The sequence below is a fragment of the Stenotrophomonas sp. SAM-B genome (genome assembly GCF_013387485.1).
GTDB classification, from domain to species: domain Bacteria; phylum Pseudomonadota; class Gammaproteobacteria; order Xanthomonadales; family Xanthomonadaceae; genus Stenotrophomonas; species Stenotrophomonas maltophilia_AA.
The window spans coordinates 762,662-784,167 of record NZ_JABBXB010000002.1; the positions used below are offsets into that span (position 1 = coordinate 762,662).

Here is a 21,506-nt window from a genome sequence, read left to right on the forward strand (position 1 = left end):
GCGAACGTCCCGAGCGATCGTGCCAGACGCCGCGTGGATCCCGCCCCTCAGTGCTGCTTCGGCGGCGTCGGTCCACAACTGTCGCAGCCGCCACACGCACCACCGCCACCCGTGGCCGGTGGCGCGATCCTGCGGCCCAGTGCCTGCAGCCAGGCGGCGCGCTGAGGCTTGACCAGCCCCAGCGCGATCGCCCCGCGCGCCCGGCGCACGGTGCCCGGGAACTGCTTCTTCATCACCACCCACGCGCTGACCAGCACGGCCAGCGCGATCACGGCGTACTGCAGCAGCAGGCCGGTCTCCATCAGCCGCCGCCCAATGCCACGGTCACCTGGTAGGTGATCAGCGAGGCGATGTAGGCGGCCGCGAACAGATAGAACGTGGCAAAGCCCATCTGCTTCCACGAGTTGGTCTCGCGCTTGATCGTGGCCAGCGTGGAGATGCACATCGGGGCGTAGATGTACCAGACCAGCAGCGACAGCGCGGTGGCCAGCGACCAGCCATCGCTGATCAGCGGCGTCAGTGCCTGGCTGGCCGCATCGTCATCGGCGGCTGACAGTGCGTACACCGTGGCCAGCGAGGCCACCGCCACTTCGCGCGCGGCCAGGCCCGGGATCAGCGCGATGCAGATCTGCCAGTTGAAGCCCAGCGGCGCGAAGAACACCGCCATCGCATGACCGATCTGGCCGGCGAAGCTGTAGTCGATCGCCGGCATGGTCGCGTTCTCCGGCGCCCCCGGGAACGACAGCAGGAACCACAGCAGGATGGTCAGCGCCAGGATGATGCCGCCCACGCGCTTGAGGAAGATCATGCCGCGCTCGTACAGCCCGACCGCCAGATCACGCGGGTGCGGAATGCGGTAGGACGGCAGTTCCAGCATCAGCGGGTGCTCGCTCTTGTCGCGGCGCCACTTCTTCATCGTCCAGGACATCAGCAGCGCGCTGACGATGCCGGCCGCGTACAGCCCGAACAGGACCAGGCCCTGCTGGTTGAACACGCCCCAGATCTGCTTCTGCGGGATGAAGGCGCCGATCAGCAGCGCATACACCGGCAGGCGCGCCGAACAGGTCATCAGCGGAGCGACCAGGATCGTGGCGAGCCGGTCGCGCGGGTCCTGGATGCTGCGGGTGGACATGATGCCCGGCACCGCGCAGGCGAAGCTGGACAGCAGCGGGATGAACGAGCGCCCGGACAGGCCGGCCGCGGCCATCATGCAATCCAGCAGGAACGCGGCGCGCGGCAGATAGCCCGACTCCTCCAGCGCCAGGATGAAGGCGAACAGGATCAGGATCTGCGGCAGGAACACGATCACGCCACCCACGCCGGCGATGATGCCGTCGGTGAGCAGGCTGTTGAGCGGGCCTTCCGGCAGCGCGCCCCCGATCCACCCACCCAGCGCAGCGGTGCCGGCCTCGATGAGGTCCATGACCGGGGTGGCCCAGGCGTAGACGGCCTGGAAGATCAGGAACATCACTACCGCCAGGGTCAGCAGCCCGAACACCGGGTGCAGCAGCCAGCGGTCCAGCGCGTCGTCGATCTTCGCCGTACGCGTGGGCATGCTCACCGAGGCGGAGAGGATGTCGCGCACCTGGGCGTGGTAATCGGTCTCGACTGCGGGCACCGCCACCGGCGCCTGCAGGTGCGGCACCATCGCATCCAGGCGCTCGACCAGCCTGGCCGCGCCGTTGCGGCGCACCGCCACGGTTTCGACCACGGGCACGCCGAGCGCCTGTTCCAGCGCCTGGACGTCGATCTTGATGCCGCGGCGCTCGGCCGCATCCACCATGTTCAGCGCCACGATCATCGGCTTGCCCAGCTCACGCAGCTCCAGCGCGAATCGCAGGTGCAGGCGCAGGTTGGTCGCATCGATCACGCACAGCAGCACGTCCGGGGCGGTCTCGCCGGGGTAGAAGCCCCGGCACAGATCACGGGTGATCGCCTCGTCCAGGCTGGCCGGCTGCAGGCTGTAGGCGCCGGGCAGGTCGAGGACGGCGAACTCGCGGCCGGACGGCGCACGCAGGCGGCCTTCCTTGCGCTCGACGGTCACGCCGGTGTAGTTGGCCACTTTCTGGCGGCTGCCGGTCAGCTGGTTGAACAGCGCGGTCTTGCCACTGTTGGGGTTGCCGACCAGGGCGATGCGCAGGGCGTTGGTCGCGGCGCTCATGCGTTGGCCTCCCGCGCCTGCAATGCGGTGACCACGATACGGGCGGCCTCACTGCGGCGCAGCGCGAAGCGCGTGAACCCGACCTGCACCAGCAGCGGCTCGGCGCCGACCGGACCACGGGCGACCAGACGCACCTCTTCCCCTTTGACGAAGCCTAGCTCCTTCAGTCGGCGGGCGATCGCATCGTTTGCGTGTAGTTCCTGCACGGACTCCACCACGGCGGAGCTGTACAGCGCCAGATCGGACAACGTCACGGAGCGCCTTCTCGATGATAGGAATGGTTATCAATTGTACCATCGGCGCACCGCGTCATTGCCCGTGACCGATGGCCCGCTATGATCTGTACATGTTATGGAGCAAGCCGACCCATGAGTGATGCATTACGGATTGAACGCAGCGCCTCGGTGCTGACCCTGTGGCTGAACCGCCCGGCCCTGCACAACGCCTTCGACGCCTCGTTGATCGCCCAGCTGACGGCTGCCCTGGAGGCCGCCGGCCGCGACGACCACGTCCGCGCGGTGGTGCTCGCCGGCGAAGGCGCCTCGTTCTCGGCGGGCGCGGACATGCAGTGGATGCGTGGCATGGCCGCCGCCAGCGAGGAAGACAACCGCCAGGACTCCCTGGCGTTGGCCCGCCTGATGCGGACCCTGGACGAGCTGCCCAAGCCGACCATTGCCCGCGTCCAGGGCGCCGCCTTCGGTGGCGGGGTCGGCCTGGTCGCCTGCTGCGACATCGCCATCGCCAGCACCAGCGCCCGCTTCGGGTTGACCGAAAGCCGCCTGGGCCTGCTGCCCGCGGTGATCTCGCCCTATGTCATCGATGCGATCGGACCCCGCCAGGCGCGGCGCTGGTTCGCCACCGGCGAGCATTTCGATGCCGAGACCGCCCTGCGCATCGGCCTGGTCCACCAGTTGATCGAGCCCGAGCGGATCGACGAGGCGGTCCAGCGCCAGCTTGGCCTGCTCGACAAGGCCGGCCCGGTGGCCTCGTCCTCGGCCAAGGATCTGGTCCGCCGGGTCGCGCTGGGCCGCGACCGCGACGCCACCGACCGCGACAATGCGGCCTTGATCGCCCGCCTGCGGGTCTCGGCCGAAGGTCAGGAAGGCCTTGGGGCCTTCCTCGATAAACGCGCCCCGCATTGGGTCACCCCGGACTGAGCCCCAAGGCTGACCGCCTACGCCCGCGGGATGGCCGTTTTGTCGCCCATCCCGCGTATCCCCTTTTCGTGGCCCGCCGGGGAACGTGGGCCGCCTTCCGTCTGACAGGAATCTCCGTGATCTCTACCCCGCTCCGTCCCCTGCTGGTCGTCCGTCGCTCCGTCCGCGGAGCGCTGGCCCATGGATGATTTCGTCCGCATCGTCGAGGTCGGCCCGCGCGACGGGCTGCAGAATGAAGCCCAGCCGGTGGCCACCGCCGACAAGATCGAGCTGATCCGCCAGCTCTCGCTCACCGGGCTGCGCACCATCGAGGCCACCAGCTTCGTCAGCCCGCGCTGGGTGCCGCAGCTGGCCGACGCCGCCGAGGTCTATACCGGGATCGACCGCCGTCCCGGCATCGACTACCCGGTGCTGGTGCCCAACGAACAGGGCTACGATCGTGCCCGCGCGGTGGGCGTCCAGGAAGTGGCGGTGTTCACCGCCGCCTCGGAGACGTTCAACCGGACCAATACCAACGCCGGCATCGAAGAGTCGCTGGCGCGCTTCGCTCCGATCCTGGAGCGGGCCAAGGCCGACGGGGTCAAGGTGCGTGGCTATGTGTCCACCGTGCTCGGTTGCCCGTACCAGGGCGAGGTCGCGGTGAGCGAGGTGGTGCGCGTCGCCCGTGCGCTGCACGGGATGGGCTGTTACGAAATCTCGCTCGGCGACACGATCGGCGTCGGCACGCCGCGCAAGGCCCGCGCGATGCTCAAGGCCGTCGCCAGTGAGCTGCCGATGGCCGCGCTCGCCGTGCATTTCCACGATACCTATGGCCAAGCGCTGGCCAACATCGATGCCTGCCTGGAAGAAGGCGTGCGCGTGGTCGACTCGGCCGTCTCCGGCGCCGGTGGCTGCCCGTATGCCAAGGGCGCCAGCGGCAACGTCGCCAGCGAGGATGTCGTCTACATGCTGCACGGCATCGGCATGCGCACCGGCATCGATCTGCCGGCACTGGCCGCCACCGGGCGCTGGCTGGCCGCGCGCCTGGGGCGCGAGACCGGCAGCAAGGCCGGCAAGGCGCTGGCGACGACATGAAAAGCGGCGGCCGGCGCAAGGACGCTGCGGTCGGTGATCACCTCACCGCCCACGTCCACGCGCTGGCCGCCCTGGAACATGCACTGGCCCACTCGCCCGGCGAGCTGCGCGCACTGCTGGAAAACGTCCAGCAGGCCCTGCAGGAAGCCATGGACGAGCGCCAGCTGGCCCTGCGTCGCTATGCCGCCCTGTTCGATGCGGTTCCCGACCCGGTCAGCATCCTCAGCGAAAGCGGCGTGGTGCTGGACCTCAACAAGGCCGGCGTGCGCGCCTACGGCCGCCCCCGCGAGGAGATCGTCGGCCAGCCGATCGAGTTGTTGAACCCCGACCTGCCCGGCGACCATCTGGACCCCGTCTGGGAGGCCCTGCACCGTGGCGAAACCTATGTCATCGAAGTCACCAACATGCGCGGCGACGGCAGCCGGTTCCCCGTCGAGGTGCATTCGGCCGGCTTCGAGCACCAGGGCGAGCACTGCATCGTGGCGGTCGCCCGGGACCTGAGCAGCCGCTGGCAGGCCGAATCGCGCTACCGGCTGCTGATGGAGTCGATCGACAAGGGCGTGATCCTGTTCGACCGCCAGCTGCGCGTGGTCTCGGCCAACCCGGCCGCGCACCGTATCCTCGGCACGGCCGGCAATGGCGGCAGCCTGCAGGCGATGCTGGCGCCGGAAGACTGGATCAGCGTGGACGAGCACGGACATCCGCTCACCCGCGAGCAGTGGCCGGCGAGCGTCTCGCTGCAGAGCGGCCGCATCGTGCGCAGCACCATCGTCGGCCTGTACCACCGCCCGCGCGGACGGATGATCTGGATCTCCACCACCAACGTGCCGGTGTACGGCAACGGGCGCGATGCACCGGACCATGTGTTCGCGCTGTTCAGTGACATCACCGAACTCAAACGGAACAACACCCTGTTCGACCGCGCACAGTCCTTGGCGCATATCGGCGGCTGGGAGTGGGATCGTGGCCTGCAGCGCCTGTACCTGACCGACGAGGCGACCCGCATCCTCGGCCAGGCGCTGCCGATGCGCGACATGGCCGAGCTGCTCGAATGCCTGCGCCTGGATGACCGTTCGCAGCTGCAGCAGGCACTGCTGGACGTGATCGACAAACAGGTCTCCTTCGAGTTGGAACTGCAGGGCCAGCGCAGCGACGGTCACTCGTTCTGGGTACGCATGATCGGCGAGGCCGAGGCCGGGGATGTGGATGCCGCGCGCATCGCCGGCACCGTGCAGGACATCACCGCGCGCAAGCAGGCCGAGGAGACGCTGCGCATCCAGGCGCGCACCGATCCCCTGACCGGGATCATGAATCGCGATGCGGTACTCAATGATCTGGCCACGCGCATGGCCAACCCGACGCACTGCCGGGTTGCCGTGCTGTACATCGATCTGGACCGGTTCAAGATCGTCAACGATCTGCTCGGCCACAACGCCGGCGACGAACTGCTGATCGATGCCACCCGCCGCATCGCCACCGCGATCGGCACCGAAGGATTACTGGCGCGGTTCGGCGGCGACGAATTCCTGGTGGTCTGCGATACCCGCGACCAGGCCGACCAGCCCGAGCAGCTGGCCGAGGCGATCACCCGCGCCTTCAGCACGCCGTTCCGTTTCGGCGCCGACGAGTTTCCGGTGACCACCAGCATCGGCATCGCGCGCGCGCCGCAGGACGGACTGCGTCCGCAGCAGCTGATCCAGAATGCCGACATCGCCATGTACGACTGCAAGCGGCGCAGCCGCAACGGCTGGCAGGTATTCTCGCCCGAGCTGGCCCAGCGCCAGCACGATCGCCTGCAGATCGAGAGCCGCCTGCACCGCGCGCTGGACGACGATGAGTTCCATCTGGTGTACCAGCCGCAGGTCAACCTGCACAGCGGCCAGCTGATCGCCGCCGAGGCACTGATCCGCTGGCGCAACACCCAGCTGGGCGAGCTGCGCCCGGATATCTTCATCGGCCATGCCGAGAACACTGGCGACATCGTCCGGATCGGCCTGTGGGTGCTCCGCGAGGCCTGCCAGCAGGTACGCCGCTGGCAGGACGACGGGCTCGGCATCGTACGGGTGGCGGTCAACGTCTCCTACCGGCAGTTCGTCGGCGAGGACCTGGCCCGGCACGTGCGCGCGGTGCTGGATGAGTTCCACCTGCCCGGCAGCGCGCTGGAACTGGAATTCACCGAACGGGTGTTGATCGAGGACGCACCGGACACCCTGCGCACCTTCGCGCGGCTGCGCGAGATGGGCGTGCTGCTCACCATCGACGACTTCGGCGAAGGCTACAGCGCACTGAACTACCTCCGCCGGCTGCCGATCCACGGGCTCAAACTGAGCCAGCTGTTCGTGGAGGGGGTCCCGGGCAACCGCTCGGATGTGGCCGTTTGCGAAGCCGTCTGCGGGATCGCCCGCAGCCTCGGGCTGGGACTGGTGGCCGAGGGCATCGAATCGGAGGCCCAGCGCCAGTTCCTGCAGACCCTGGGGGTGTCGGTCGGCCAGGGCTTCCTGTTCGCGCCGGGGCTGGCACCGGATGAGTTCGCCCGGCGGCTGGCGCTGCGCGCGAGGGTCGCCGTGGGCAGTGCACAACAGTGATCGCGACCGCTTCCGTTAGAATCGGCGGTTCTTGAACCAGCGGGATCGTGCAATGCAGCTGTCTTCTGTCCGCGCCGTCATCACCGGCGGTGTCTCCGGCCTTGGCTTGTCCGTGGCCCAGCACCTGGTCGCCCACGGCGCCAAGGTGGCCCTGTTCGATCTCAATGACGAGAAGGGTGCGGCGGCCGTGGCCGAACTGGGCCAGGCCAATGCGCGCTACTACAGCACCAACGTCAGCGATGAAGCCGCCGTGGCCGCGCAGATCGAGGCCGCCTGCGACTTCCTGGGCGGACTGAACGTGGCGGTCAACTGCGCCGGCATCCTCGGCGCCGGCCGCGTGCTGGGCAAAGAGGCGCCGATGCCGCTGGCCAACTTCCAGGGCACGGTGATGGTCAACCTGGTCGGCAGTTTCAACGTCGCCAAGGCCGCCGCCAACCGCATGCAGCACAACACCCCGGGCGAGGACGGCGAGCGCGGCGTGATCATCAACACCGCCAGCGTGGCCGCCTATGAAGGGCAGATCGGCCAGGCCGCCTATGCCGCCTCCAAGGGCGGCGTGGTCAGCATGACCCTGCCGATGGCCCGCGAGCTGTCGCGCTTCGGCATCCGCGTGATGACCATCGCCCCGGGCATCTTCTGGACCCCGATGGTCGACGGCATGCCGCCGGCCGTGCAGGAATCGCTGGCCGCCTCCATCCCATTCCCGCCGCGCCTGGGCAAGCCGGACGACTTCGCCGGCCTGGTCGCCTACATCCTGGGCAACACCTATCTCAACGGCGAGACCATCCGCCTTGACGGCGCCGTGCGTCTGGCGCCGAAGTAAGCGAGCACGCAACCCGCTGGGTGCCCGGTTCCGGCACCCGCCACCTCCACGAACCGACCTTCATTCCCATGAAAGCCAGCGACATCAAGAAAGGCAACGTCGTCGAATTCAACAACGGCGTCTACCAGATCCGCGACATCGAACGCAGCTCCCCGCAGGGCCGCGGCGGCAATGTCCGCTTCCGTTTCATCATGTACAGCGTGCCCGGCGGCAACAAGCTCGATTCCAGCTTCGATGCCGACGACAACCTGCCGGAAGTCGAACTGCTGCGCCGCCAGGCGACCTACTCGTACATGGACGGCGACGCCTTCGTCTTCCTGGACGACGAGGACTACACCCCGTACATGGTCGACGCGGACGTGCTCGGCGATGACGCCGGCTACATCACCGATGGCCTGACCGGCATCTACGTGCAGGTGATCGACGAGACCCCGGTGGGCGTGCAGCTGCCGACCAGCGTGGTGCTGGAAGTGGTCGAGACCCCGCCGGAGCTCAAGGGCGGCACCGCCACCAAGCGCCCGAAGCCGGCCAAGCTCAGCACCGGCATCGAGATCATGGTGCCGGAGTACATCGCCAACGGCGAGCGCGTGCTGGTCAACACCACCACCGGTGAATTCGCCGGCCGTGCCGACTAAGCGGTCGGCACCGACCGTCCTGCTCCTGCTGCTCGCGGCGTGCTCGCCGCGGGCAGTGGAGAGCGAAACGCTGGACCCCCAGGCCCCGGCAGCCGTCGATACCACCGGCAATGCGCGCTGCGACGTGCCTGCAGAGCTGTTCGTGGCCGAAGACATCCGCATGTACTGCGCGATGCCGGGCGACGTCCAGGCGTTCCTGGGCCGCGAAAGCGCCTGCCAGCACTTCGCCGGCGAAGAAGCCTACGACGAGGACCGCGCCCGCGAACTGGCGTATGCGATCCACGAGTACTGCGACGACCGCGCCGCGCTGTTCAATCAACTTCTGCAGCGCCATGCGGACAATTGCCTGGTGCACACCGAGCTGATGCTGCTCGGCACCCGCAACGAACTGGTCCTGGATACGCGCAGCCGCGCGCTGCCCAATCCCTGCCCGCGCGGCATGTGATGCCTTACCGGACGCGCACACGCGCATCCGGTGACGACGGATCGATCAGGGCTTGGCGGCCAGCGACGGCGCACCGGCAAAATCGCCACACCCATGGTACTGGCGCGCACCGACGGTCAGCATCGCGGTGGCCCCGAAGGCCTGGCCGCTCATGTCGTCCTGGCACACCGTGCGCTGGAAGGTCAGCTTGACCGGGGTGCCATCCGCAGCGGTACCGGACCAGCCGTCACGGCCCTGCGTGGGGCTGGCAATTTCGAGCTTGCGCTCGCCGTAATCCATCTCGATGTGCAGCGTCGGCGTCGCGCCCGGGCCGACTTGGGCCAGCCAGCCGGGCTCGTTCCCGGTCGCGCGGAACCCGCCCGCGGCATCGGCATCCGCATTGGCCGTGGCGTTCGCCGGCGGCGCTTCGCCGCCCTGCTCGCCGGTGCCGGTGCAGGTGCGGTCCGGCTCGCCCTTGAGGATCAGGATCCCGTCGGTGGTGCCCTTGGTCCAGAATTCGTTGCCCTGCCCATCGCCATACTTGGCACCGGATGCGGCCGGCTGCGACGACATCGGGAAGGTGCGGTCGCCCACCACCACCGTCGCCGAATCCTGGCCGCGGTAGGTCGCATGCACTTCCAGCTCGCCACAGCGGAAGGCGTAGCTGCGCTCATCGGCCGTGGAGGCATCGAGGGGGGGCGGCGCTTCGCTGCCGTCGGCGGCGGGGCTGCTCTCGGTGGCCGGTTGGCAGGCGGCGAGTACGCCGGTAACGGCCAGGCTCAACAACCAGGGAGATGCGCGCATGAGGAACTCCTTGCGATAACGTCGACAACACTTGATCGTACCTGCCGCGCCGTGGGAACAGGTGAAGCGGCGCTGACCCCGCCCGCCCTGCTGAACGCGCGGTTCAGTGCAGCGGTGGCGATGCAGGGAGCACGCACATCGACAGCAGATGCACGCCGGGCGCGGTGCTGCTGCGCGTCCAGACACGCAGGAGGCGCATCGTGTGCAGCTGCCTGCCGTGCTCGCCATCGAGGTGGATGCGCAGCTCGCCGGTGACCAGAACCATCGCGCCGCAGGCCAGCTGCTCGGTCTGCTGCCGCTCGATCGCAGCGATGCGGATGCGCCGCGCGTTCCAGCCCGCCAGCAGCGGGGACGCATCCTGGCGCTGGCCTTCGTGGTCGGTCAGGAACAGCGCCGGCGACAGCAGCGCATGCAACTGCTGCGGCTGCCACTGGACCAGCGCATCCCAGAGCCGCGCCTCGGCTGCCTCGACGTGTGCCGATTGCAGTAGCGTCTTCATGGGTACACCCGCCATCGTCGCAGCGTCCTACGCCCGCCGCTCGCGCGCCGTGTCTCGTTCGCCGCCCCAAGGGCGGGCATCCATCTGGAGTTCTTCATCCGCAGCACAGGGCCGGAACACCGGCCGAAATCACGATGGCGGCAGTCTGCGCGGCCTCGGTGGGGTTTCGATGGAGGAAGTGTGGAGATACGATGGAGCACAAGCACCTTCCGGCCCTGCCCTGCATGCCCGCCTCCGATTCACCCGGCGCCCCCACCACGCGCTGGGATCATTCGCTCAACGCCCTGGTCCTGATCGTCGAGGACGAACCCGAGATCGCCGACATCGTCGCGGCCTACCTGGCCCGCGAAGGCCTGCGCACGCTGCGTGCGCAGGACGGCCTCAGCGCGCTCGCCCTGCATCGCAGCGCGCGGCCGGACCTGGTCCTGCTCGACGTGCAGATGCCGGGCATGGACGGCTGGACCGTGCTCAGCACGCTGCGCCAGCGCGGCGATACGCCGGTGATCATGTTGACCGCGCTGGACCAGGACCTGGACAAGCTCACCGCGCTGCGGATGGGCGCGGACGATTACGTGGTCAAACCCTTCAACCCGGCCGAAGTCGCCGCGCGGGTGCGTGCGGTGCTGCGCCGTACCTTGAATGCACCGCGCCCGCGCGCACCGGAGATCCTGCGCGTGGGCAGCTTGGTGATCGATCCGGAGCACCACACCGTGCACGTCGAAGGCGATGGGTACAGCCACGAACTGCTGCTCACCCTGACCGAGTACAAGCTGCTGCACTGCATGGCGCTGGCACCGATGCGCATCTTCAGCCGCAGCGAACTCATGCACGAGTGCCTGCCGGAAAGCGAAGCGCTGGAGCGCACCGTGGACAGCCACGTCAGCAAGCTGCGGCGCAAACTCGATGATGTCGGCCTGGCCAACGTGCCGGCCAGCGTGCGCGGCGTCGGTTACCGGCTGGCGGCGGACCATTGATGCGCCGCTCCGGCCTGAGCCGGCACATCGTGCTGTCGATGTCGATGATGGTGCTGGCGGTCATCGTGATGGTGATCCTCAGCTCCTACCTGCTGTATGCCGTGCTGGTGGCGTTTTACCCCGGTGGCGCCGAGGAGCCGGTCAGCTGGGTGCCCAGCGGCCCCGAGCTGGTCTGGATGGTGGGCGTGACCCTGATCGGGCTGACCCTGGCGGTCGCCGCCTCGGTGCGATTGTCCCAGCGCATCCTGACCCCGCTCAATGCGGTGGTGGACAGCATCGGCCGGCTTGCCGATGGTGACCTGGGCGCGCGCGCCACGGTCAGCGATCGCTCGCTCGGCGAAGTGGCGCTGCTGGTGGACGACTTCAACGCGATGGCGCGCCGGCTGCAGAACATCGAGGCCGACCGGGTGATGTGGCACGCGGCGATCGCGCACGAGCTGCGCACGCCGGTCACCATCCTGCGCGGCCGCCTGCAGGGGCTGGCCGAAGGGGTGTTCGCCCCGGATGAAAGCCAGTTCCGCAGCCTGCTGGCGCAGGTCGAAGGGCTGTCGCGGCTCATCGAGGACCTGCGCGTACTGAGCCTGGCCGACAGCGCCCGCCTGGATGTCCGCCGCGCCCGCAACGATGTGGTGCAGGAAGTGCAGTCGGTGATGACCCTGGTCGACCCGGGCTTCCGCGGCAGCGGCTTCGTGCTGGAGCTGGAAACCTCGCGCGAGGAGCATCCGGCGCATTGCGACCCGACCCGGGTCCGCCAGGCGCTGATGGCGCTGCTGGAGAATGCGCGGCGCTACGCCACGCCCGGCAGGGTCCGCATCGCCGTGCACGACACCGCCACCCACGTACAGATCGCCATCGACGACGAAGGCCCCGGCATCGATGCGGCGTTGCGTGAGCATATCTTCGATCCCTTCCTGCGCGGCGACGGCTCGCGCTCGCGTCAGCGCGGTGGCAGCGGGCTGGGGCTGGCGGTGGTCAAGGCGATCGCCGATGCGCATGGCGGCCATGTGGCCTGCACAGCCAGCACATTGGGCGGTGCGCGCTTCGTCATCGAACTGCCGCGGCAGTAACGCCGTCTTCGCGGGCCAGTTCGCGCATCCGCGCGCCGAGCCGGGCCAGCGTGCTGTCGATCGTGGCCAGTTCGCGTTGCTGCCGGACCGGCAGGCGTTGCTTCAACTGCCGTTGCAGCGCCTTCCAGGCCGGCGCGCCCTGCACACTGAGCTGCGCTGCAGCCTCGGTCGCCATGGCGCGCTCACCGGCGGAGGGCAGCCCGTAGCCCCCACCCTTCACCAAGGCGGCCGGGCTGACCAGCTGCCCGGTGTCCTCGAGCAATGCGCGCAGCGTGTCGCGCGCCGCGGCATCGCCCGTGTCCGGATCGCCGAGCAGCCGCTTCAGGACATCGCGCGCGCGGAGTTCTTCGCGGCGTAATGCCGCCTGCTCCAGCAACAACAGGGCCGCCGTGGCGCGCAGATCGCCCTGCTCCACCCAACGTGCCCGCTGACTGGCCGGCTGCCGCAACCAGTCGCCGACGTCTGCCGTGCCCAGCGGCAGCTGCCGGCGGGCGACATCGAACAGCTGCTGGTAATGCGCTTCCGCCGACGCGAAGTAGTAGCCCTGCCGGGTCGCCTGCCCGCGATCGGCCAGCACGCTGGCATCCGCCACGCCCAGGCGCTCCAGACGGGTCAGCAGGCCGCGCGGGGTGATCCGGTTCAAACCGGGCGAAGCCAGGCGCGGCACGCCTTCCTGCAGCAGCTTGCCGGTCTCCACCGCGCAGTTGTTGCTGACGAACAGATAGCGACCGTCGTAGCTCCAATGCACCTGCGCGACACGCTCGAGCAGGCTGGCGATCTCCTGCTCATCCATCGCCAATGGCACCGAGGACAGCCCCCGCAGTTCGAGCTGGGTGTATTCGTTGATGACCTGGTTGAGCGGCAGCACGAACAGGCGCGAGGGATACGCACCGGTCAGCCCGCGCCAGCTGGAGATCTGCACATCGCCGACGAAGGCGCGGTAGGACAGCACGCGGTGATGGGACAGGTCCATCCGGCAGGCCGGCCCGCGCGGCCGCCCCGGTGCGCAGATCACCAGCCGCAGCATGCTGTGGCCCCAGCGGCTCATCAGCTGGTCATTGCCCTCGGCGAGCAGGTAGTCGACGCCATAAACCCGCGCTGGATCCAGCTCGAGCAGCGTGGCAGCGCCCGCCTCCTCTTCGGCCTGCATCAACGGCAGACGGGTGTCGCAGTCGACCGCGTGCGCGGTCGGCCCCAGATGGTCGGCAAACCACGCGGCGACGGCCGGTCGACGGCAGGCGTAATCGGGATCGAGCAGCAGGTGTTCGGCGTTGACCGCCAGGAACTCGGCCGGGCTGGCACGCTCGTAATCATCGGGGCTGCGCCCGCTGAAGGCGTTGGCGGTGCGGCCGAGTTTCCACGGGCGCCGTTGCCAGCCGGCCAGATCGCGCAGGCGCGGATCGCGCGACCAACCGCCCTGCGGCGAACGGTCCAGCACGTGGGTCAGTTCATGGATCAGCGCCGCCTCGGGCGGGCGCGGCAGTGGTTGATCCTCCTGCACGCTGTCGAGCAGGGCGCGCTGCAGGGTGATCGTGCCGTTGCGGGTACGGCCGTGCACGTGGGCCGGCAGCGTGTCCGACCAGCGGACCAGGACCAGCTGCTGGAACCGTGCCTGCCATCCGGAAGGGAGGCGCGTGCGCACCTGCTGCAGGGTGCGCTCGGCAGCGACGATCTGCGTCGCACTCAGTCCCTGCGGCTGCAGCTCCAGCTGCAGCGCAGCGTGCGCACAAGGCGCGGCCAGCCACGCGATCAGGACCGCCCAGCGCCAGCGGCGGACCTGACCGGTGGGTTGCATCAGCGCGCCAGCAGGGTCCTGGCCAGCGCCATGTCACTTGCCTGCTGCGCGGCACCCTGCTCGCGCAGGTGCAGCAGTGCCGCTTCCAGGCGTGCGCCACGGATGGCGCCGTCGCTGGCCACGAAGGCTGCGGCATCATCACGCGCATCGAGCACGATCTTGTCATCGCCCGAGCTGGACGAACCGGCCGAAGACGCGCCGGATGCGGAGCCGGCGGAGCTGCCGGCAAAACTGGACGCCATCGCAGACAGCGGCAGGGCAAGCACGGCAAGAAGCAGGATCGGACGCATCATCAGGGTGTCGTTCGTGGTGGAAAGCACAGAGCGTATAGGCTGCGTGAAAGCCTGTCTTGTCTCAGAGGTCGAAGACCTTGCCGGGATTCAGCAGCGCTTGGGGATCAAACGCGCGTTTGACCGCCTTCATCAAGGCGATTTCCGCGGTGCTGCGGGTGCTGTCCAGATAGCCCTTCTTGACCAGGCCGATCCCGTGTTCGGCCGAAATGCTGCCATCGAACCGGCTCAGCACGCCGGCGAGCAGTTTGGTGACATGCTCGCACTGGGTCAGGAACTCGGCGTCAGCGGTGTCGTCCGGCTTGAGGACGTTGATGTGCAGGTTGCCGTCGCCGATGTGCCCGAACCAGACCACGTCGAACTGCGGGTATGCCTGCCCGATCAGCGCCTGGGTTTCGGCGAGAAACGCCGGCATCGCCGAGATCCGCACCGAGACGTCGTTCTTGTAGGGCTTGTAGCGCGCCACTGCCTCGGTGATGCCCTCGCGCAGCCGCCACAACTGCGCAGCCTGCGCATCACTCTGGCTGACCACACCATCGCTGACCCAGCCGTGCGTCATGCAGTCTTCGAAGGCGGCCATCGCGGCGGCTTCCTGGGCCTCATCGCCGGCAGCGAACTCGGTGACCACGTAATACGGATGAACCTCATCGAACGGCGCCTGCGCACCGTGCGCCAGCACGTGCTCGAGCGCGCGGTCGGTGAAGAATTCGAAGGCCTGCAGCTGCAGCCGTTCGCGGAACGCGGCAAACACCTGCATCAGCACCTCGAACGAGGGCAGCGCCAGCAGCATCACGTTGCTGGCCGGCGGCGGGTCGGTGAGCTTCAGGGTCGCTTCCACGATGACGCCCAGCGTGCCTTCCGAGCCGATCAGCAGCTGGCGGAAGTCGTAGCCGCTGGAATTCTTGATCAGGCCCTTGTTGAGCTCGACCCGCTCACCGGCCATGGTCACCACCGTCAGGCCGGCGATCCACTCGCGGGTATTGCCGTAACGGATCACGCGGATGCCGCCGGCGTTGGTGGCGATGTTGCCGCCGATCGAGCACGACCCGCGCGCGGCGAAATCCACCGGGTAGATCAGACCCTGCTCGAGCGCCGCGTTGTGCACCGCTTCCAGCGGCATGCCGGCCTGCACGGTCAGGGTGCGGTCGACAGCATCGAAGGCCAACGGCTTGTTCATCCGTTCCAGGCTTAGCACCAGTTCCCCATGGGCTGCGACGGCGCCACCGGACAGGCCGGTCCGGCCGCCGGAAGGCACTACCGCCACGTTGCGGGCACTGGCCCAGCGCAGGATCGCCTGCACCTCCTCGACCGTGCCCGGCAGCGCGATCGCCAGTGGCGCCGGCGTCCAGCGGCGGGTCCAGTCGCGGCCGTAGTGCTCCAGATCGGCCGGATCGGTCTTCAGGCGCAGCCCGGGGCAATCGTGCAACAGCGAATCAAGGCGCGGATCGGTCATGGGGCGTCTGGCAGTGCCGGGGGAGCCCGCAAGCCTGCCAGCCGCTACGGGCCGCGTCCAGTCGCCGGGGCATCGATCACCCCCACCAGCCCCGTCCAATTAGGTGCATCTGAAACTGTCTGGCCATCGATTGGCGCACCGCACCATCGACGCCGGCTTCTGGCATAGTTGGGGGCTCCCGCCGCCACACGTCGCACGCCGCCCATGTCGCCGAAAAAGACCTCGTTCCCGAAGCAGGATATCCGCGTACTGTTGCTCGAGGGGGTCAGCCAGACCGCGATCGACGTGTTCACCGCGGCCGGCTATTCGCAGATCGAACTGCACAGCAAGGCGCTGCCCGAAGACGAACTCAAGGCCCGGATCGCCGAGGCCCACATCGTCGGCATCCGCTCGCGCACCCAGCTGAGCGCGGATGTGCTGGTGCATGCCAAGCGCCTGATGGCGGTCGGCTGTTTTTGCATCGGCACCAACCAGGTCGACCTGGAGGCGGCGGAACTGGCCGGCATCCCGGTGTTCAACGCGCCCTACTCCAACACCCGCAGCGTGGCCGAGCTGGTGATCGCCGAGGCGATCATGCTGACCCGCGGCATCCCGCAGAAGAACGCCGAGTGCCACCGCGGTGGCTGGTCCAAATCAGCAGCGGGCAGCCACGAGGTGCGCGGCAAGACGCTGGGCATCATCGGCTATGGCCACATCGGCACCCAGGTCGGCGTGATGGCCGAGGCGATGGGCATGCAGGTGATCTTCCACGATGTGGAAACCAAGCTCTCGCTGGGCAATGCCCGCGCGGCGCTCAGCCTCGACGACCTGCTGGCGCGCGCCGACATCGTGACCGTGCACGTACCCGAAACCCCCGCCACGCAGTGGATGATCGGCGCCGATGAACTGGCGCGGATGCGCCCCGGCACGCACCTGATCAACGCGGCACGCGGCACCGTCGTCGACATCGATGCACTGGATGCGGCGCTGCGCTCGGGCCATCTCGGCGGCGCGGCGCTGGACGTGTTCCCGGTCGAGCCCAAGGGCAACGGCGATGCTTTCGTCTCCCCGTTGACCGCCCATGACAACGTGATCCTGACCCCGCACGTGGGCGGCAGCACGCTGGAAGCGCAGGACAACATTGGCGTGGAAGTAGCGGCCAAGCTGGTGCGCTACAGCGACAACGGCAGCACCCTGTCGGCGGTGAACTTCCCCGAAGTGACCCTGCCCGAGCATGCCGAGAGCCTGCGCCTGCTGCACATCCACCAGAACGTGCCGGGCGTGCTGTCCAAGGTCAACGAGATCTTCTCGCGCCACAACGTCAACATCGACGGCCAGTTCCTGCGCACCGATCCGAAGGTCGGCTACGTGGTGATCGACATCACCGCCAGCGAAGCGCAGGCCGGCGCCGTGCGCGACGAGCTGGCGGCCATCCCGGGCACGCTGCGCACCCGCGTTCTTTATTAACAGGGACGGAGGTAGTTAATAACTACCCCCGTCCCTGTTAAATCACCGCGCCAGCCAGCGCTTGGCCATGCGCGGGAGGGAATCGTCGCCATCCGGGGTCTCGATCGCCGCGTTGGCCACGTCACGGATATCGCGCCAGGCCAGCGCCAGCGACTCTTCGCTGACTGCGAACTGCTCGCCGCCCAGCGCCCGCACTACGTAGCGGGCGTCGTAATGCCAATGCCCGGGCACGTCCCTGCGTTCGGGGATCCAGTGCTTGTCGATGTCGAACAGTTCGCCATCCTCCAGCACCAGCGCGGTCAGCCCGGATTCCTCCTCGGCCTCTTTCAGCGCGACCTGGGCCAGGTCGCGCTCGCCGTCGGCATGGCCGCCCAGCTGCAGCCAGCGGTCCAGCTTGCGGTGGTGGGTCAGCAGCACGCGCTGCCCGTCCGCACTGACCAGCCACGCACTGCCGGTGAAGTGCCCGGCCAGGCGCTCGCGCAGGAACGGGTTTTCCGGATCGTCCAGCAATGTGCTGAATTCGTCAGCGAGCGCCGCGTCCCCGGGGTGTCGGCGGGCGTAGGCGTCAAGCTGACTGCGCAGGGCAGCGTCAGGAATGGCAATGGATTCGGGGTTCAACGACATGGCAGGCGCGGGCATCGTGCGGATTTGGCCGATTATCGCTCGGCCATGCTGCAATTGTGCTTGTACAGCGGCTTCAGCTTTGGCTAAGGTACAGCGGGCCCCGCACCGCTGGGGCGCCCAGTCGCCATCAGGGCGTGCGGCAATGTACCGCGCGCCTCACCTTTGTTCATTTAGGGAAGCACTGCATGCTGAAGTCTCTGTTGAGGGTCAAACCGGTCGCACCGGCACCGCACGTCGATGCCGGCGAGCCCATCGAAGGCAGCCTGGACGGCGAGCCAACACTGAAACGGACCCTCACAGCGAAACACCTCATCCTGCTGGGCATCGGTGCGGTGATCGGTGCCGGCATCTTCGTGCTCACCGGCCAGGCGGCGGCGAACCACGCCGGCCCTGCCGTGATGCTGTCGTTCGTGTTCGCCGGCTTCGCCTGCGCACTGGCCGGCCTGTGCTACGCCGAGTTCGCGGCGATGATGCCGGTCTCCGGTAGCGCCTACTCGTACTCCTACGCCACCCTCGGCGAGGGCATGGCCTGGTTCATCGGCTGGTGCCTGGTGCTGGAGTACCTGTTCGCCTCGGCCTCGGTCGCGGTGGGCTGGTCGGCGTACCTGATCAGCTTCATCACCACCACGCTCAACATGCCGTTCCCGGACGCGCTGAGCGCCGCGCCCATCGCCTGGACCGGCCATGAATTCATCTCCTCCGGCAAGCTGTTCAACCTGCCGGCGGTGCTGATCGTGGCGGCCGTCTCCGGCCTGCTGTACGTCGGCGTGACCCAGTCGGCGTTCGTCAACGCGATCATCGTGGCGATCAAGGTCACCGTGATCTGTCTGTTCATCGGTTTTGGTGCGGCGCATCTGGACCCGGCGAACTGGACCCCGTTCATTCCGGAGAACACCGGCGTGCCGGGTGAGTTCGGCTGGAGCGGCGTGTTCCGTGCGGCGACCATCGTGTTCTTCGCCTACATCGGCTTCGATGCGGTCTCCACCGCTGCCGGCGAAACCAAGGACCCGCAGCGCAACATGCCGATCGGCCTGCTCGGCTCGCTGGCCGTGTGCACCATCGTCTACATCATCGTCTGTGCTGTGCTGACCGGCATGATGCCGTACCACCTGCTGGGCACCGACAAGCCGGTCGCCACGGCGCTGGAGCCCTACCCGACCCTGTCCTGGCTCAAGACCGCAGTGGAAATCGGCGCGATCGCCGGTCTGTCGTCGGTGGTACTGGTGATGATGATGGGCCAGACCCGCATTGCCTACACGATCTCCCGAGACGGCCTGCTGCCGAAGATATTCGGCAAGGTGCACAAGCGATTCCGCACCCCGTACTGGAGCACGATCGTGGTAGGTGCCGTCGCCGCCACCCTGGCGGGCACCGTGCCGCTGAACGTGCTCGGCGAGCTGGTCTCGATGGGCACCCTGCTGGCCTTCGCCACGGTATGCATCGGCGTGCTGATCCTGCGCTACACGCGCCCGGAGCTGGAACGGCCGTTCCGCGTGCCGCTGGTGTGGGTGATCTGCCCGCTGGGCGCGCTGGCCTGTCTGTTCCTGTTCTACCAGGCCTTCGTGGTGCACTGGCACCTGTTCGTGGCGTGGACCCTGCTGGGTCTGTGCATCTACTTCGGCTACGGCATCCGCCACAGCAAGCTGAACAAGAAGAACGCCTGAATGCTGCCAGGCCGGCCCAGCGCCGGCCCGGTCGTTTGATACGTCGCGCCTGAGAAGAAGTCCAAACCATGTTCAAGCAACTGTGGGCCACCAAGCATCCGCACGCCGCCCATGAAGACGCCAACGGGCTGAGCCTGCGCCGTACCCTCGGCCCCTGGGGCCTGACCGCGCTGGGCATCGGCGCGGTGATCGGCGGCGGCATCTTCGTGATCACCGGCCAGGCCGCTGCCAACCATGCCGGCCCGGCGATCATGCTGTCGTTCGTACTGGCCGCGATCTGCTGCGCGTTCTGCGCGATGGCCTATGCCGAGTTCGCGGCGATGGTGCCGGTCTCCGGCAGTGCCTACACCTATACCTATGCCACGTTCGGCGAGCTCTCGGCCTGGTTCATCGGCTGGATGCTGGTACTCGAATACGGCGTTTCCGCCTCGGCGGTGGCAGTCAGCTGGACCGGCTATTTCCTGAGCCTGCTCAGTCACTTCGACATCCATCTGCCGGCCGCGCTGGTCAGTGCGCCACTGGATGGCCAGCTGCGCCCGACCGGCGCCATCGCCAACATCCCGGCCGCCGTGCTGGTGCTGCTGCTGACCTGGCTGTGCTACGTGGGCATCAGCAAATCCTCGGCCATGAACATGGCGATGGTGGTGCTCAAGACCGCGCTGATCCTGCTGGTGATCGTGGTGGGCTGGAAGTACGTGGATCCGGCCAACTGGACGCCGTTCATTCCGGACAACGAAGGCCCGGGCAAGTACGGCTTCGATGGCGTGCTGCGCGGTGCGGCGATGGTGTTCTTCGCCTACATCGGTTTCGAGGCGGTCTCGGTGGCCGCGCAGGAATCGCACAAGCCGCAGCGCGACATGCCGATCGGCATGATGCTCTCGCTGGTGATCTGCACGGTGCTGTACATCGCCATGGCGGCGGTGATGACCGGGCTGGTGCCGTACCAGCTGCTGGGCACGGACGAGCCAGTGGTGACCGCGGTGGCGGCGCATCCGCAACTGGGCTGGCTGCGCGTGGTCGTGGAGATCGGCGCGCTGATCGGGCTGTCGTCGGTGGTGCTGGTGATGGTGATCGCGCAGCCCCGCATCTTCATGATCATGGGCCGCGACGGGCTGTTGCCGCCGCTGTTCACCAAGATCCACCCCAAGTACCGCACGCCGCACATCAACACGGTGATCACGGGCATCGGCATCGCGCTGCTGGCGGCGGTGTTCCCGCTCGACGTCCTCGGCGAGCTGACTTCGATGGGCACGCTGATCGCGTTCGCGGCGGTCTGCGCGGGCGTGCTGATCCTGCGCCGCACCCAGCCGGACCTGCCGCGTCCGTTCCGGATGCCGATGGCGTGGCTGATCTGCAGTCTGGGCGTGCTCAGCTGCATCGCGCTGCTGACGGCGATGACGGCGCACAACTGGATGCTGATGGGCTTCTGGACGCTGGGCGGTTTCGCGATCTATTTCAGCTACGGTTATCGCCATAGCCGCTTGCGCGGGAAGTAAGGATCACACTTAAGGCCACGGCCGAAGCGGCGGCTGAAGCAACGGCTATCTTGTTTCGGTCGGTTTGGCGGGGTGGTGTGGGTTCGCGGGGGACGCCGTGAATCCATCCCTGGAGGCTTATGTCGCCGCTCGCTCATATGCGCTTTCCTGCGCATATGGCTAGACCGGGGCTGGGCTCCTGCCCAGCCCGTCGGGCGCATGCGCCCGACCCATGCGGCTCATACCCCCTCCAACCCACACCACCCCGCCTCTGACAGTCGGCAGGTGACGGTACCGAAGGCAAATGCCACGCCCAATAGCCACTGTCCCTTTTTGCACGGTTTGATATGCCTGCACGCGCATAGATGTGTGGAGGGCCGGACGGGGTGGGGTTTGAGGGGGTATGAGCCGCATGGATGCGGCGACATAAGCCTTATCTGTTCGGAATCTGGCAGCTTAGGTGCCGAGAGCCGGCGTGGGCCGCCGTACGAGCCTGGATCTGAGCGATCGCCATGTAGCTTGGCGCCCACGCCGGAATCTCCCTTGATCCGCCCGA

Annotated in this window: 20 protein-coding genes; 11 read left to right on the forward strand and 9 right to left on the reverse strand. The window is 67.9% G+C overall.

Going from position 1 to position 21,506, the window contains the following annotated elements; genetic code table 11:
• Positions 1-47: 47 nt before the first annotated feature.
• Genes HH110_RS07600 through HH110_RS07610 form a run of 3 tightly spaced genes read right to left on the reverse strand, consistent with a single transcriptional unit; the run spans position 48 to position 2,415 of the window.
• Entirely contained in the window at positions 48-302 is a 255-nt protein-coding gene (locus HH110_RS07600) for a DUF6587 family protein (RefSeq protein WP_176989092.1), read from the reverse strand.
• Positions 302-2,161, reverse strand: a complete 1,860-nt coding sequence (locus HH110_RS07605) for a ferrous iron transporter B (RefSeq protein WP_176989093.1) — start codon at positions 2,159-2,161, stop codon at positions 302-304. The genes HH110_RS07600 and HH110_RS07605 overlap by 1 nt, the downstream gene beginning before the upstream one ends.
• Positions 2,158-2,415, reverse strand: a complete 258-nt coding sequence (locus tag HH110_RS07610; protein ID WP_176989094.1) for a FeoA domain-containing protein — start codon at positions 2,413-2,415, stop codon at positions 2,158-2,160. The genes HH110_RS07605 and HH110_RS07610 overlap by 4 nt, the downstream gene beginning before the upstream one ends.
• 114 nt (positions 2,416-2,529) lie before the next feature.
• Here HH110_RS07610 and HH110_RS07615 point away from each other — a divergent pair, with 114 nt between their 5' ends.
• From HH110_RS07615 to HH110_RS07640, 6 genes are all read left to right on the forward strand, one after another.
• The gene (locus HH110_RS07615; protein WP_176989095.1) at positions 2,530-3,318 is read left to right on the forward strand and encodes an enoyl-CoA hydratase-related protein; all 789 of its coding nucleotides are present in this window, start codon (positions 2,530-2,532) and stop codon (positions 3,316-3,318) included.
• A 180-nt stretch (positions 3,319-3,498) separates the two neighbouring features.
• Positions 3,499-4,392, forward strand: coding sequence for a hydroxymethylglutaryl-CoA lyase (locus tag HH110_RS07620; RefSeq protein ID WP_176989096.1), 894 nt, complete (start codon positions 3,499-3,501; stop codon positions 4,390-4,392).
• Complete coding sequence (locus tag HH110_RS07625; protein ID WP_176989097.1) at positions 4,389-6,977, forward strand: EAL domain-containing protein; 2,589 nt, start codon at positions 4,389-4,391, stop codon at positions 6,975-6,977. The genes HH110_RS07620 and HH110_RS07625 overlap by 4 nt, the downstream gene beginning before the upstream one ends.
• Before the next feature lie 52 nt (positions 6,978-7,029).
• Positions 7,030-7,800: an SDR family NAD(P)-dependent oxidoreductase gene (locus HH110_RS07630; RefSeq protein ID WP_176989098.1), complete on the forward strand. Its 771-nt coding sequence runs from the start codon at positions 7,030-7,032 to the stop codon at positions 7,798-7,800.
• A 68-nt stretch (positions 7,801-7,868) separates the two neighbouring features.
• Complete coding sequence (gene yeiP / locus HH110_RS07635; protein ID WP_121036675.1) at positions 7,869-8,435, forward strand: elongation factor P-like protein YeiP; 567 nt, start codon at positions 7,869-7,871, stop codon at positions 8,433-8,435.
• Positions 8,425-8,880: a hypothetical protein gene (locus HH110_RS07640; RefSeq protein WP_176989099.1), complete on the forward strand. Its 456-nt coding sequence runs from the start codon at positions 8,425-8,427 to the stop codon at positions 8,878-8,880. Before yeiP ends, HH110_RS07640 begins: the two co-directional genes overlap by 11 nt.
• 45 nt (positions 8,881-8,925) lie before the next feature.
• Here the strand turns inward: HH110_RS07640 and HH110_RS07645 are convergent, their stop codons facing one another.
• Together HH110_RS07645 and HH110_RS07650 are read right to left on the reverse strand one after the other, a co-directional pair.
• Complete coding sequence (locus tag HH110_RS07645) at positions 8,926-9,663, reverse strand: MliC family protein (RefSeq protein ID WP_176989100.1); 738 nt, start codon at positions 9,661-9,663, stop codon at positions 8,926-8,928.
• Positions 9,664-9,766: 103 nt separating this feature from the next.
• Positions 9,767-10,162, reverse strand: a complete 396-nt coding sequence (locus tag HH110_RS07650; RefSeq protein ID WP_176989101.1) for a nuclear transport factor 2 family protein — start codon at positions 10,160-10,162, stop codon at positions 9,767-9,769.
• A 224-nt stretch (positions 10,163-10,386) separates the two neighbouring features.
• On the opposite strand from HH110_RS07650, the gene HH110_RS07655 reads away from it, so the two are divergent.
• Together HH110_RS07655 and HH110_RS07660 are read left to right on the forward strand one after the other, a co-directional pair.
• Complete coding sequence (locus HH110_RS07655) at positions 10,387-11,136, forward strand: response regulator (RefSeq protein WP_176989155.1); 750 nt, start codon at positions 10,387-10,389, stop codon at positions 11,134-11,136.
• Entirely contained in the window at positions 11,136-12,203 is a 1,068-nt protein-coding gene (locus tag HH110_RS07660) for an ATP-binding protein (protein ID WP_176989102.1), read from the forward strand. The genes HH110_RS07655 and HH110_RS07660 overlap by 1 nt, the downstream gene beginning before the upstream one ends.
• Here the strand turns inward: HH110_RS07660 and HH110_RS07665 are convergent.
• The 3 genes from HH110_RS07665 to HH110_RS07675 form a co-directional block, all read right to left on the reverse strand.
• Entirely contained in the window at positions 12,181-13,998 is a 1,818-nt protein-coding gene (locus tag HH110_RS07665) for a DUF4105 domain-containing protein (protein ID WP_176989103.1), read from the reverse strand. The two genes, HH110_RS07660 and HH110_RS07665, sit on opposite strands and share 23 nt — an antisense overlap.
• On the reverse strand, positions 13,998-14,291 hold the full coding sequence (locus HH110_RS07670) for a DUF2388 domain-containing protein (protein WP_176989104.1): 294 nt from the start codon (positions 14,289-14,291) through the stop codon (positions 13,998-14,000). The genes HH110_RS07665 and HH110_RS07670 overlap by 1 nt, the downstream gene beginning before the upstream one ends.
• Positions 14,292-14,352: 61 nt before the next feature.
• A complete protein-coding gene (locus tag HH110_RS07675; protein WP_176989105.1) occupies positions 14,353-15,741 on the reverse strand; it encodes an FAD-binding oxidoreductase in 1,389 nt (462 codons plus the stop codon).
• Positions 15,742-15,945: 204 nt separating this feature from the next.
• Here HH110_RS07675 and serA point away from each other — a divergent pair, with 204 nt between their 5' ends.
• A complete protein-coding gene (serA, locus tag HH110_RS07680) occupies positions 15,946-17,187 on the forward strand; it encodes a phosphoglycerate dehydrogenase (protein ID WP_176989106.1) in 1,242 nt (413 codons plus the stop codon).
• A gap of 42 nt (positions 17,188-17,229) precedes the next feature.
• On the opposite strand, the gene HH110_RS07685 is transcribed toward serA, so the two are convergent.
• Positions 17,230-17,811: an NUDIX hydrolase gene (locus HH110_RS07685; protein ID WP_176989107.1), complete on the reverse strand. Its 582-nt coding sequence runs from the start codon at positions 17,809-17,811 to the stop codon at positions 17,230-17,232.
• A gap of 185 nt (positions 17,812-17,996) precedes the next feature.
• Between HH110_RS07685 and HH110_RS07690 the strand changes: the two genes are divergently transcribed.
• Positions 17,997-19,475 carry an amino acid permease gene (locus tag HH110_RS07690; RefSeq protein WP_176989108.1) on the forward strand — a complete coding sequence of 493 codons (1,479 nt, stop codon included), beginning with the start codon at positions 17,997-17,999 and terminating at the stop codon, positions 19,473-19,475.
• A gap of 68 nt (positions 19,476-19,543) precedes the next feature.
• Complete coding sequence (locus tag HH110_RS07695; protein WP_176989109.1) at positions 19,544-20,971, forward strand: amino acid permease; 1,428 nt, start codon at positions 19,544-19,546, stop codon at positions 20,969-20,971.
• The last annotated feature ends 535 nt before the right edge of the window (positions 20,972-21,506 follow it).